This window comes from Tenacibaculum sp. 47A_GOM-205m, assembly GCF_000518405.1.
GTDB classification, from domain to species: domain Bacteria; phylum Bacteroidota; class Bacteroidia; order Flavobacteriales; family Flavobacteriaceae; genus Polaribacter; species Polaribacter lutimaris.
Window position 1 is genome coordinate 22794 of sequence record NZ_JADN01000009.1, and the last position, 13547, is coordinate 36340.

Consider the following 13547-nt stretch of genomic DNA (forward strand, 5'->3'; position numbering starts at 1 on the left):
TTTTTATTATTATAATATCTGGTTAGTCTTAATGTAGTCTTCCTACTTCTGCTCCATCAACTGTTACATAAGGTACATATTCTCCTTTTTGTAATTTAAAAATAATAGTCTTACCATTTTTAAGTTTTATAGAGTGTTTGCTACTACAATTATAGATATACTTTGGTTCTCCATCAATAAATAACTTTGCTGTTGGACTTTCCCCAGCATCTAAAGACATCATTCCTGAATTTGAACTTGCAACTGGAAGGTATCTTTGTATAATAATTCTTGAAAAACCTTTTGATTTTTTACCTAAATCAAACTCACCCTCTTCTTTAATATCAATTTCATATGCGTATCTACCTTCTTTAGTAATACTATGCATTTTAAGATCTTGATTTTCTGACACATACTTTAATTTCTTTTCATAATCATTATAACCATTATTAAAATAATCTAAGAAACCTGCATTTTTTCTAGCTATTTTCGCATACTCTTTAGCATTATCTATATCACCTAGTAAAATACTTGCTGTTGTTAAATTCGCATAAATTACTTTAAGCTTTCTTTTTAGCTTTAATTTTTTTCCGTAATCTACATCTACTTGTTCTTTCCAGTATTCAACAGCTTTTTTAAGAGTTTCACTAGATTGTGTAGTCTTTATTTCTTCAATCAGTGGTGTAGAAATATCATTAAATTCTTTAGCTTTTCCTTTTTTGGCATTCCTAAATAAACCAAAATATAATTCAACTTCTGACTTACCTGTAAACAAAACACCTACATTACTATCAATGTAATCTTGTACCTCCTTTGTTAACAACATAGCCTTTGTTTTATTTCTATAAAACCTAGTTTCAGTTGGATATTCTTTTGAATTTGGTACGATAGACTTTATTCTTCTTACCTCATTATGAATCATTTTATCTCCATCAACCAACACCATTAAATTCATAGTACCTTGTAACTGTAATCCATTTTCTACATGCTGTAATTGACTACCAGTAAAACCCACTACTATTTGAATGTCTCCTTCATTTTCTACATACTCATACCCTTTTACTTTTAAGCCTTCAGTAAAAGATTGTAACGTTGGAAAATCTCTATAGTTTTCTGGCTTATTATCATTTTCATCATATTCATGATTCCAATAAGTTCCATCATCTTGAATTTCATAGCTAATAGTTTTTAAGTTCTTAAAAAACTCTGGTTGATTAAACTCCAATTCAAACTTATGAGGTTTAAACTGAGTGTTTTGAGAAAATATATTGGTACATACCAATAAAACTGTAAAAAGAAATAAATTCTTAATCATTTTCATCTTTTAAAAATTATTTTTGATTTATATTTAGTTAACTAATTCTTTCAATTTTAGCTCCGATAGATTTTAAACGAGCTTCAATATCCTCGTAACCTCTATCAATTTGTTCAATATTATCTATGATACTCGTTCCTTTTGCTGATAAGGCAGCAATTAATAAAGAAATACCTGCACGAATATCTGGTGAAGTCATTTTAGTTGCTTTTAATTGCGATTTGAAATCGTGCCCAATTACTGTAGCTCTATGTGGATCACATAAAATTACTTTAGCTCCCATGTCTATTAATTTATCAACAAAGAACAAGCGACTTTCAAACATTTTTTGATGAATTAAAACCGTACCTTTTGCTTGAGTTGCTACTACTAATACAATACTTAATAAATCTGGTGTAAACCCTGGCCAAGGCGCATCGGCTACTGTAAGTACTGATCCATCAATGTAACTTTGAATCTCATAACTATCTTGTTCAGGAATAAAGATATCATCCCCTCTTTTTTCTAGTTGAATTCCTAATTTTCTAAACACATTAGGAATTTGTCCTAAATCATCCCAACTAACATCTTTGATAGTTAATTCAGAACGCGTCATTGCAGCCATACCTATCCAACTTCCTATTTCAATCATATCTGGTAAAATAGTATGCTCACAACCTCCTAAAGACTCAACTCCTTCAATAGTTAATAAATTAGAACCTACTCCTGAGATTTTTGCTCCCATAGAGTTCAACATTTTTGATAATTGTTGAATATAAGGTTCACACGCAGCGTTATAAATAGTTGTAGTTCCCTTTGCTAAAACTGCCGCCATAATGATGTTTGCAGTTCCAGTTACTGAAGCTTCGTCTAGCAACATTTCTGTACCAACCAAACCTGTTTCAGTTTCTACTCCATAAAAATATTCCTCACGATTATAACGGAATTTTGCTCCTAAATTGATGAATCCTTCAAAGTGTGTATCTAAACGACGACGACCAATTTTATCTCCTCCTGGACGTGGAATGTATCCTTTTCCAAAACGAGCTAACAACGGACCAACAATCATAATAGAACCTCTTAGTGAGCTTCCATCCCTTTTAAAGTCTGCTGATTCTAGATATTTTAAATTGATATCATCTGCTTGAAAACTATAAGAATTTTTAGAAAGTTTTTCAATCTTAACTCCTAATTCTCCTAAAATGAAAATCAATTTATTGACATCAATAATATCAGGAATGTTGTTAATTATTACTTTTTCTGAAGTTAATAACACTGCACAAATTACTTGTAATGCTTCGTTTTTTGCCCCTTGTGGTGTTATTGTTCCTTTTAATTTGTGACCTCCTTCAATTTTAAATGATGCCATTTACTTTTTTCTGTATTTAGTGTTTGATTTTCCTTTTGATTTGTGCTGACCTTGGGTACTACGTTTTCTTAACAAACTTTTACTATCTGTTAAATCTTCTTCAATACTTCTGATGTCTATTTTTCCGTCTGATAATTCATACAGATGATCAAAAATTACATTATCATCAACCGTGTCTTTATTCCAATTTAGATAACATTTCTTCATATGATTCGCAATGGTAAAAATCAACGCTTCTTTCATATCACCATCTTCCCAAGTTAAAGCTACATCAATCATCGTTTGAATATTTGTTCCATAAAAACGATATTTAGAAGCTGATTTAGGATATGCCATTCTTTCTGGAGCCTCTTGCAACTCTTCTTTAGAAGGTGTGTCATAAGGAGAATCTACATCTAATTTAAAATTAGACATGATATGTAGCTGATCCCATAGCTTATGTTTAAAATCAGGAACATCACGTAAGTGTGGTTGTAAATTACCCATTACGTCTATAATTGCCTTAGCCATTGTGTTACGCTCTTCTCTATCTTCTAAAGCAACACAATGATTTACGAGTTTTTGTATATGTCTTCCGTATTCAGGAATAATTAATTTCGATCTTTCTGAATTGTATTCTAAATCAAACGTCATTTCTCTATATTTTTATCCATGCAAAATAGGTAATTATTTACGAACTAGCTATCCGACTACCTTCAATTTTGCAAATTGTAACAATAATTTCTTTTTACCTACGGTACTAAACTCTATTTCTGCTTTTTTATTGGGTCCTTTCCCTTCTAAAGCTATTACTCTTCCTGTACCAAAACGGTTATGCTCTACTAAATTTCCTACGGTAATTTCTCCATCAAATAAATTCATTTTGGGATTCATATCTGAAACCTTTTTCATCTTACTTTTTGGAGGAATCGTCATCGGTTTTTCTTTCTTTTCTAAAAACTCTTTTCTTTTTTTCTGAATAGGCTTTTGAAAACGAATTTGCTTCGGAGTATCATCAAATAAACTTGCATCAATAAATCTATTTGCAGAAGGTTCTGGAACTTTAGGTGTTAAATACTCTAAATACTGTTCATCTATTTCTTCTAAAAACCTACTTGGTTCACCGTCAGTTAATTTACCCCAACGATAACGTGTTTGTGCATAAGTTAAATAGGCTCCTTTTTCTGCTCTTGTTAAAGCTACGTAAAATAAACGTCTTTCTTCCTCTAACTCACTACGTGTGTTCATACTCATTGCAGAAGGAAACAAGCTTTCTTCTAACCCTACAATATACACGTATGGAAATTCTAATCCTTTTGATAAGTGAATTGTCATTAACGAAACTCGAGGTTCTTCATCTTGTTTATCAGAATCAAAATCAGTCGCTAGTGCTACATCCTCTAAAAAAGACGTTAACGAAGCATCCTCTCCTGTCTCAATCTTATCTGTAATAAAATCTTTTATCCCGTTTAATAATTCCTGAACGTTTTCAACCTTGTTCACTCCTTCGGGAGTTCCGTCTTTTTGTAAATCTTTAACTAATTGCGTTTGTTTCACCACCAAATCTGCTATTTCAAAAGCATTTTTGGTTTGCGCTTCTATTTGAAAACGCTGAATCATGTTTACAAAATTCTGTAACTTTGTTTTGGTTCCAGAATTAATACTGATATCAATCGTACTGATATTCTTTAAAATATCAAACATTGATTTTTTATAGTGATTTGCAGCAATAGTTAACTTATCTATCGTTGTAGCACCAATACCCCTTGCAGGATAATTGATAATACGCTTTAATGCTTCCTCGTCATTCGGATTGATTAAAATTCGTAAATATGATAGTAAATCTTTAATTTCTTTACGTTGGTAGAATGAGATTCCTCCGTAAATTTTATACTTAATGTCTTTTTTACGTAACGCATCTTCTATCGCTCTTGATTGAGCATTGGTACGGTATAGAATCGCAAACTGATCACTTGTCAATTGGTGATTCATTTGGTTTTCCCAAATAGATTGTGCTACAAAACGTCCTTCTTCTCCATCAGAAATCGTACGCATCACTTTCACGCTATCTCCCGCATCATTAGCTGTCCAAATTTCTTTATCTAACTTGGTTTTGTTCTTATCAATAACACTATTCGCAGCTCGTACAATGTTACTAGTTGAGCGGTAGTTTTGTTCTAACTTAAAAGTTTTTACATCCGGATAATCCTTTTGGAAATTTAAGATGTTTTGAATGTTTGCACCACGGAATCCATAGATACTTTGTGAATCATCTCCTACCACACAAATATTCTGAAAACGATCTGCCAACGCACGTACAATTAAATACTGTGAATGGTTAGTATCCTGGTACTCATCTACCAAAATATATCGGAAACGATCTTGATATTTTGCTAACACATCTGGAAAACGCGCTAACAACTCATTCGTTCGCAGTAGTAAATCGTCAAAATCCATAGCTCCAGACTTAAAACATCTATCTACATATTCTTTATAAATATCTCCTGTTCTCGGTCTACTAGCTTCTAAATCGGCTTGTTGTAAATCAGAATTATTAAAATACGCTCTAACCGTAATTAAACTGTTTTTAAAAGACGATATTCTACTTAAAATTTGCTTTGGCTTATATCTATCTTTATCCAAATTCATTTCTTTGATAATTGCCGTTATCAATCGAACTGAATCTTGTGTATCGTAAATGGTGAAGTTTGATGGATATCCTAATCGGTCAGCTTCTGAACGTAAAATACGTGCAAAAACCGAGTGAAAAGTTCCCATCCATAAGTTTTTAGCTTCGCTATAACCTACTACTTTACCAATACGGTCTTTCATTTCGCGGGCAGCTTTATTGGTAAAGGTAAGTGACAAGATGTTAAACGCATCTACTCCTTGCTCCATTAAATAAGCAATTCTATAGGTTAATACACGTGTTTTACCCGATCCTGCTCCGGCAATAATAATCATTGGACCGTCTTTTTGTAAAACGGCTGCTCTCTGTGGCTCGTTAAGTTGCTCTAAATAAGTACTCAATGAAAAATAAATTGAAAGATTTTAAAAATGGAAAATTAACCATTCTTTTAGGTTTATTAAAGATTCTGAACCATTTTTTATTCACGAATTTTATTCTTGAAAAATTCGATATAATTACCGAATATTTAAAAATTCGTCTAATAACCCAAATAAATACATATTCGTTTTAAAACCCGAATTATTTTGTTTTATGAATATAAAGATTTATTTTTACTAAAAATTTAGCAGTATGACAAGTGTAATTACAGGTGATATTATAAATTCTAGAGATGTATTAGCTAAAATATGGCTTCCTATTTTAAAGCAAAGCTTTAACAAAATAGGAGAAACTCCTAAAACATGGGAAATTTTTCGCGGTGATAGTTTTCAAATTGAAATTGAAAATATTGCTGATACTTTACTTTTTGCTATTGAATTAAAAACTACTATAAAAAAAATAAAAGATTTAGATATTCGTTTAGCTATTGGTATAGGAACTAAAAGCTTTGATGCTGATAAAGTAACAGAAGCTAATGGTGAAGCTTTTGTTAATTCAGGTTATGCCTTCGATCATTCATTAAAAAAGCAAAATTTAGCTCTAAAAACACCTTGGAAAGACATTAATGAAGAGTTTGAAGTTTCTTTAGGTTTAAGTTTGCTGATTATGGATAATTGGACAGTAAATTCGGCTGCTTTTGTAAAAATGTATTTAGAAAACCCTGAAAGTACTCAAAAAGTAATTGCTAAAAAATTAGCCATTTCAGAAAGTAGTGCTAGCGAACGAAGAAAACGTGCTGGTTTTGATGAAATCATGAAGTTAGAAAAACGTTATAGAACTCTTATGAATAAGAAACTAACCAACCTATGATACTCTTTTTAAAACTTTTAGTAGCTCATTTATTGGGCGATTTTGTTTTTCAACCAAAAAGCTGGGTTAAAGACAAAGAGAAAAAGAAAATCAAATCAACAAAACTATACGCTCACATAGGTGTTCATGCTTTTCTGTTATTAATCTTATTACAGTTTAACTTACAATATTGGAATGTTTTCTTATTAATAATAGTTTCTCACTTTTTAATTGATTTGGGTAAAATTTATCTTCAAAAAAAGAAAAACAAGCGTTTGCTTTTCTTTTTAGATCAAACTTTACACCTCTTTTTTGTAGGAATAGCCACTTATATTTCCCAACCTTTTAACTTTACATTTTCAGCAATAGCAAGTGAGCATAATTTACTCTTAACCTGTTGTTTACTTTTTGTAACATTTACCTCATCTATTATTATAAATACGTTGATTTCTAAATGGAATCCTGAGAAAAATAATAAATCAGAAGAACAATCGTTAGCTAACGCAGGAAAGTATATTGGCTTTTTAGAACGTTTATTGGTTTTTGTTTTTATAGCAATTAATCAATGGGCTGGAGTGGGGTTTTTACTCGCAGCAAAATCTATATTCAGGTTTGGAGATTTAACCGCATCAAAAGATAGAAAATTAACAGAGTATGTACTTGTCGGAACTTTATTAAGTTTTGGATTGGCAATTTTAACAGGACTCGTATATTCGCATTATGGAAGATAAAATTATAGAAGGATTAGCCTATGCCCTACCTGCTTTAGTAACTGGTGGTGTAGCTTATCTTATTTTAGGTCGTTTTATAGAACAAGACAACAAAGAAAAAACCTTTAACGCCTTAGTTGAAAAAAAACGAGAAAGTTTACCAGTAAAACTACAAGCATACGAACGTATGTTATTGTTTTGTGAACGTATTAATCCATCAAAATTATTATTAAGAGTAAATCCTATTGGAGATGATCCAGATAACTATTTACAACTTTTAATAGGAAATATTGAACAAGAATTTGAGCACAACCTAGTGCAACAATTATATATTTCTGAAGATAGCTGGAAAGCTGTTTTAGCTGCTAAACTGGCTATTATCGCAAAGCTTCGATCAACTGCAGATAATGTAAGTACTGCAAAAGATTTACGTGAAAATGTACTCATTGATTACTCTCAAGAAGAAAGTCCTGCAAATACTGCTATTGGCTTTTTAAAACAAGAAGTTAAAAAACTGATATAATAAAAAAGCCTCCGTTTGGAGGTTTTTTTTAATTTGTAACATATGTTCTTTTATATTCTGTTCGTGAACCTTTTATATATTCCGGAATTTCACTTCTACTAATCTTTTTTATACTCAATGGCTTCCCATTCATAACAAGATAACCTTTCCCCTCTCCTAAGAGATTAGAAAATGCCAGATAATTTTTATCAGACCAACCTCCATATTTCTTTTGCATATTATAGGTTTCTGAATTTTTCTTTTTATTAGCACGAATCAAAACAGCTCTATCATTATGAGTACTATACATTCTTACATGCAAGCCATGATTATCATCATTCTTAATTAAAGCTAAATAAATTTTCGCACCACTTTTAAACTCTCCCAACCAATAGCTCCTTTGTGCAAAACTAACTGTACTGATAAATAAAAATAAAAGTAAAAAAATGGCTTTTTTCATAATCATTAAAGTTTTAGATTACTAATGTAAACTATTTATTTTAAATTATTTAGAATAAAATCAATCTTGGGGTTGGTATTTGAATTTGCTACATAAGAATCGGTTATATATTTTGCATGCTCAGCATACCCTCTATTAATCAAATATTCAATATCATTTACATATTCTAACGAAACTTTTCCTGTTAATAACACACTCAAATCTTTACCAGAATGAAAATAATCATAGATTTTTTTTAGCCCTGTTAAGTACAAATAATCTTTTGTAAAACCTCCTCCTCTATGAATACGCGTTGTAATATAAAACGCTTGTTCTCTTTCTAAATCATAGTTATTATGTAGCAATCTAAATGTTTTTGAAAATGAAGATCCTTTTACCAAACTATTTACAGCAATTACTCGATACGCCAATTCTTTTAAACGTTTAATCGTTAAATTACCTGACATGTATTCACTAAAAACAGCTAGTCCTTCTTGTGTCTCAACATTATTAGGAAACCCATGAGAAAATATTTTAAGCGGATGCAATACACCATTCATCGTTGTTACCATATGTACTCCGATTTCATGATTGGTTAAAATACCCATTTCATTTTTTGAAAAGATATGATTACTGTTCAACACCAAGGTTTGTGTACTATTTAACACCATAGCAATAGCCCCCATAGTATCAGATTCTTTTATATTAAAAGAAAAGTCATACCTACTTCCGTATTCTCTAAATAATTTTTCCGCTTCTTCTATAGAGTATTTTGGTTGAAATATTTCTTCGGAAGTATCTTCAGCATCAAAATGTAAAATGAATTTTGCATTCTCTACATCTTGCTCAGTAGGTTTTCCAAAAGAACGCAAACTGTTGTAATAGAATTTTTTTCCTTCTCCTACAGTTTCGATACACTGTACAATTCCCGAGTAGTAATAAATGATTTCTTCATATAGATTACGAATTTTTTCATCCTCTATCAACTCCAACGGAAGTGTAAAAAACTCTCGATGCAGTTTAAATTTGTCAAAATCTCTCTTTGGATATTCAAAAACAGGATCGGTTAAGTATTTCGACTCAAAAAAGCGTTGCTTTTCTTCCTCTATATTAACAGGGTTTACGTAACGTAATAACTCTATTTTTTTAACGAGTTTATCTATTTTTTTATCTATATCAGCAATCGCTTCTGCGGTAGCATTAATTTCCTTCATTGTAATTTATTAAAGTAACTACAAATTTATTTTTTATGCGTTTCATAAAATGATTGCGCATGCAATTTTAACTCCTCTTTTAAATACTTTTCTACAGCACCTACAACTTCTGGATATGTGATTTGTGCTAACTCATCGCAATATACTTTCGCTATTTCTGTCGCCAACACTAAAGTATTATTAAAGTTTTGCGTGATATACTTTAAGAAATAACCATTCCCTTGAAAAGTATCATTGATTTTAGACGTTGATTTGATATTGTTAGGTAAAGGCATTTGTTCTAATATGCCTCTCCACGCTTCTATTTCATTACCGAAACGACCATTATCTACATTAGCAGTACCTAAATTCCATGTTGGCACTTCCCTATCCCAACGTTGCCAATTATAAGAATGCATATCATACACAATACAAATGCTAAATTTTTCTTCAATTTTTGAAATCAACGCATGAACAACTTTGTAAAAATTAGCATGTTTATTCAAACTTTTAATTCTCATTTCTTCAGAAAGTGGCTTGTACCACAATTGCTTACCCCAAGCATCGGTATAAATTGCTGTTTCAGGAGCACGGTTCAAATCATACTCGAAACGAGAGTCCATTCCTGCAATAACAATTGGGTGCGATTGTACCATTGCTTTGGTTTCTGGATCTTCTTCGTACCAACGTTCATATTCGGTATGCATACAATTTTCCCACAACTCTTGTCTGAATTGATGCCCGTCATGAACGGCTCCACATACATACGGAACATACTCTTCTATTTTTATAGTAAAGGAATAATCGCTAGATACGGCTTCAAAAATCTCTTCCTTTTGAATTTTTTCTATAATTTCTGCTATCGAAAGTTTTTCCATCATACAACTACTTTTCAACAGGTAACTCTAATCTACTTGCCCACTCTGTCCAAGAACCATCATATACACTATAATTTGTATATCCTGACGCCTCCGCTCCTAAAGCTAAAATACACGCCGTTATTCCTGATCCACACGAAAAAGTCATGTGTTCTTTTTTAGGATTCATTTCAAAAAATAATTGTTGAAGCTCCTCTACTGATTTCATTTTCCCATCAGACTGTAATCTTCCGTGAGGCAAACTTTTCGAATTTGGAATATGACCTCCACGCATATCGGCTCTTGGTTCTGGTTCAGTAGCGTAAAAACGTCCTTTCGAACGCGCATCCAAAATCAACTCTTTATTATTGGAAGCTTCCAAAACTTGTTCGGTTACTCGTAGCAAATCTTCTTGGTATTCAGCTTCAAAATTACCTCTTTCAATTTTCTTTTCTTTCTGAGGCTCTACATTATATCCTGCTTCTTTCCATGCAGGTAATCCTCCATTTAAAACAGCGATATTTTGAAATCCAAAAACATTGAACAGCCACCATACTCTTGGCGATGAATACACCCCTAAATCGTCATAAACCACAATACAACTATTATTGTTTATTCCTAGTTTTTGAACTTGTTTTTCAAAGTGTTCTTTCGACGGAATTGTATTTGGATATTCTCCTTCAATATTTAAGAAAACGTTCTTTAAATCAAAGAAAACAGCATTTTTAATTTGCTGTTTTTCTTTTGTAATATCTAATGTACCTCCTACTTTAGGAATGGTTGCATCTAAAATAATTAGATTTTTAGCCTCTAAATTCTCTTGTAACCATTCTACTGAAACAAGAGGTGTAACTACTTTAAGCATCATCTACTTTACGTTTTAAATCTGTCATTCTTCTGAATGCTGCATTTTTTTCTAAAACTTTACTCTCTAAAAAGTCAATTACCTTTTCTTGAATCTTAACTTTTGATACTTTATTAATGTAAACAATTCCTCCTGGACTCATCACATTAACCTCGACTAGTTTTCCCCCAATAACATCTATTCCTACAAAATACAATCCGTCTTGAACCAATTTTGGACCAATCTTATCACACAATAACTTTTCAGCTTTTGTTAGCTTATGCTTTTCTACCCTACCACCTGCTGTAATATTTGAACGATGATCTTTATCTCCAGGAATACGTCTCATTGCCCCAATAGGCAATCCGTTTAACAATAAAATACGTACATCACCTTGATCGGCTCCTTCTATATAATCTTGTAGAATGACATAATCGGAAGATCCATCACTTTTATTTATATAAAAATCTAACAGAGAATTAATATTTCCCATTGCCGACTTTTCAATCAAAATTACTCCTGAACCTCCATATCCGTTTAATGGTTTTAAGATCATTTTATCTGACTCAGATTCTTCAATAATATTTATCAAATAGTCTTTGTTTTTAGAAACGTGAGTTACTGGAATTATCTCATTGTTTGGATCTTCAAAAACAGCGGTATACAACTTGTTATTTGCTTCACGCATTCCTTGAACCGAGTTGATGACAAAAACATCATCTTTTACTGAATCTAAAAAGTTCAACATTAATGGGTCTAAAGGTGGATTTGCTCTCATGAAAATAGCATCGAATCCAGCTAAAGGAAGCATTTCTTCTCTTGTAGTTGCTTTTTTATAGTACGATTTTATACTTGCTGGTACTTTGTCCATTCTTCCAACAATGGTACAAAAAGCATTTGTTACACTATTTCGTATTGTTAAGTTAGATGGTGTACATATTGCTACTCCATGCCCTCGTTTTGCACACTCATGTATCAACGTTAAAGTTGAATCTTTCTCAGGATTTATTTCTTCCCAAGGATACATTAAAAAACAAATATTCATTTAACCTGATTTGTTTATTCTTTCTTCTTTAATTACTATTATTCAATCTATTTATATAAGTAATGCTATACATTTACTTTACTTCATCATAATGATCATCCCAATTTTGAGGATGTGGTTTCCCTAATTTACCTACAGATTTTGCTACTAAAGTAGATACAGTAGCATCGCCTGTAACATTAATTACTGTTCTACACATATCTAAAGGTCTGTCAACAGCAAAAATTAATGCTAAACCAATTGCTAATTTATCTGCCGGAAAACCTACAGACTCTAACACAATAACCAACATTACCATACCTGCACCCGGTACTGCAGCAGAACCTATAGATGCTAATAATGCTGTAAGTATAATGGTTAATTGATCTCCAAAAGTTAGATTAAAACTTAATGCTTGTGCTATAAATACAGCCGCCACGGCTTGATACAAGCTCGTACCGTCCATATTAATAGTAGCACCTACTGGTAATACAAAACTCGACACTTCTTTATCTACACCTACATGCTCTTCAACACGCTCCATTGTTACTGGTAACGTTGCAGCACTAGAACTTGTAGAAAAAGCTAACAATTGTGCTGGACTAATTTGTTGTAAAAACCAAAATGGATTCTTTTTTACAAATACACTTATTAAAATCATATAGAATACAATCAATATCAACAAGCCACCTACCACTGTTAATGCATATTTTAATAATGCTAATAATAAATCTGGGTCATTTGAAGACACTACTACGTTAGCTAATAATGCGAATACAGCATACGGAGCAGACAACATAATTAAATCTACCATTTTTAGTACAACTTCATTTAAAGAATCGAAAAACTTCTTTAAAGGCTTAGATTTCTTCTCCCCTACCAGTAACATCGATATTCCTAAGAAAATGGTAAAGAAAATTACTTGTAACATTGCTTTGTTACTACTCATTGCCTGCATTGCGTTATCAGGAACCATATCTACAATAAATTGTAAAGGTCCGCTTGCTTTTTGTTTACTCGCTTCTGCTATTTTTGATTGTACTCCTCCACTATTCGCATAGGTTTCTGTTAATTTTGCTATAGTATCTTCAGAAATTCCATTTCCTGGCTGTACAATGTTAACCAACATTAACCCTACAGTAATTGCAATTACTGTAGTACCTATATATATAAGTATGGTACGTAGCCCTATATTTTTAAACTTAGAAATATCTTTTAAATCCGATATCCCTTTTACTAAAGACGCTATAATTAATGGAACAGCTATTAACTTTAATAATTTCACAAAAATAGTTCCCAATGGTTTTATCCAGTTAGCTACAAATGACGCTCCTCCTTCAACGAAAGTCATCGCTAAACCAAATAAAATTCCTAAAATCATTCCTATTAAAATTTGCCAGTGTAGTGCAAGTTTCTTCATGTAATCTATTAGTTTTTTGAGGCTGTAAGGTAAAAAGAAATATTGAAAAAAAAAGTGACCTCTAATTTGTAACTTGTGTCT

At 31.8% G+C, this 13547-nt stretch carries 13 protein-coding genes; 3 read left to right on the forward strand and 10 right to left on the reverse strand.

Annotated features, from left to right (window positions below):
• Window positions 1-28 precede the first annotated feature (28 nt).
• The 4 genes from N534_RS0110680 to N534_RS0110695 are packed head-to-tail and all read right to left on the reverse strand — an operon-like array spanning window position 29 to window position 5651.
• Window positions 29-1294 carry a hypothetical protein gene (locus N534_RS0110680; protein WP_156025599.1) on the reverse strand — a complete coding sequence of 422 codons (1266 nt, stop codon included), beginning with the start codon at window positions 1292-1294 and terminating at the stop codon, window positions 29-31.
• Window positions 1295-1331: 37 nt separating this feature from the next.
• Window positions 1332-2642, reverse strand: a complete 1311-nt coding sequence (gene murA / locus N534_RS0110685) for a UDP-N-acetylglucosamine 1-carboxyvinyltransferase (RefSeq protein WP_028892483.1) — start codon at window positions 2640-2642, stop codon at window positions 1332-1334.
• Window positions 2643-3275, reverse strand: a complete 633-nt coding sequence (locus N534_RS0110690) for a DUF4290 domain-containing protein (RefSeq protein ID WP_028892484.1) — start codon at window positions 3273-3275, stop codon at window positions 2643-2645.
• 48 nt (window positions 3276-3323) lie between these two features.
• Window positions 3324-5651 (reverse strand): ATP-dependent helicase, encoded by a 2328-nt coding sequence (locus N534_RS0110695; protein WP_028892485.1) that lies wholly within the window; start codon window positions 5649-5651, stop codon window positions 3324-3326.
• Window positions 5652-5880: 229 nt separating this feature from the next.
• On the opposite strand from N534_RS0110695, the gene N534_RS0110705 reads away from it, so the two are divergent.
• From N534_RS0110705 to N534_RS0110715, 3 genes are read left to right on the forward strand one after another with little or no spacing between them, the layout of a single operon-like run.
• Window positions 5881-6498: a SatD family protein gene (locus N534_RS0110705; protein WP_028892486.1), complete on the forward strand. Its 618-nt coding sequence runs from the start codon at window positions 5881-5883 to the stop codon at window positions 6496-6498.
• Window positions 6495-7208, forward strand: coding sequence for a DUF3307 domain-containing protein (locus N534_RS0110710; RefSeq protein WP_028892487.1), 714 nt, complete (start codon window positions 6495-6497; stop codon window positions 7206-7208). The genes N534_RS0110705 and N534_RS0110710 overlap by 4 nt, the downstream gene beginning before the upstream one ends.
• Window positions 7198-7710, forward strand: a complete 513-nt coding sequence (locus N534_RS0110715) for a hypothetical protein (RefSeq protein WP_028892488.1) — start codon at window positions 7198-7200, stop codon at window positions 7708-7710. The genes N534_RS0110710 and N534_RS0110715 overlap by 11 nt, the downstream gene beginning before the upstream one ends.
• 28 nt (window positions 7711-7738) lie before the next feature.
• Here the strand turns inward: N534_RS0110715 and N534_RS0110720 are convergent, their stop codons facing one another.
• The 6 genes from N534_RS0110720 to N534_RS0110745 all read right to left on the reverse strand — a co-directional run bounded on the left by N534_RS0110720 (window position 7739) and on the right by N534_RS0110745 (window position 13466).
• Window positions 7739-8149: a hypothetical protein gene (locus tag N534_RS0110720; RefSeq protein ID WP_156025600.1), complete on the reverse strand. Its 411-nt coding sequence runs from the start codon at window positions 8147-8149 to the stop codon at window positions 7739-7741.
• Between the two features lie 35 nt (window positions 8150-8184).
• Complete coding sequence (locus N534_RS0110725) at window positions 8185-9342, reverse strand: flavohemoglobin expression-modulating QEGLA motif protein (RefSeq protein WP_028892490.1); 1158 nt, start codon at window positions 9340-9342, stop codon at window positions 8185-8187.
• A 26-nt stretch (window positions 9343-9368) separates the two neighbouring features.
• Window positions 9369-10199 (reverse strand): N-formylglutamate amidohydrolase, encoded by an 831-nt coding sequence (locus N534_RS0110730; protein ID WP_028892491.1) that lies wholly within the window; start codon window positions 10197-10199, stop codon window positions 9369-9371.
• Window positions 10200-10206: 7 nt separating this feature from the next.
• Window positions 10207-11046: a sulfurtransferase gene (locus tag N534_RS0110735; protein ID WP_231517321.1), complete on the reverse strand. Its 840-nt coding sequence runs from the start codon at window positions 11044-11046 to the stop codon at window positions 10207-10209.
• On the reverse strand, window positions 11036-12067 hold the full coding sequence (gene gshB / locus N534_RS0110740) for a glutathione synthase (RefSeq protein ID WP_028892493.1): 1032 nt from the start codon (window positions 12065-12067) through the stop codon (window positions 11036-11038). The genes N534_RS0110735 and gshB overlap by 11 nt, the downstream gene beginning before the upstream one ends.
• Window positions 12068-12140: 73 nt before the next feature.
• Window positions 12141-13466, reverse strand: a complete 1326-nt coding sequence (locus N534_RS0110745; protein ID WP_028892494.1) for a dicarboxylate/amino acid:cation symporter — start codon at window positions 13464-13466, stop codon at window positions 12141-12143.
• Between the last annotated feature and the right edge of the window lie 81 nt (window positions 13467-13547).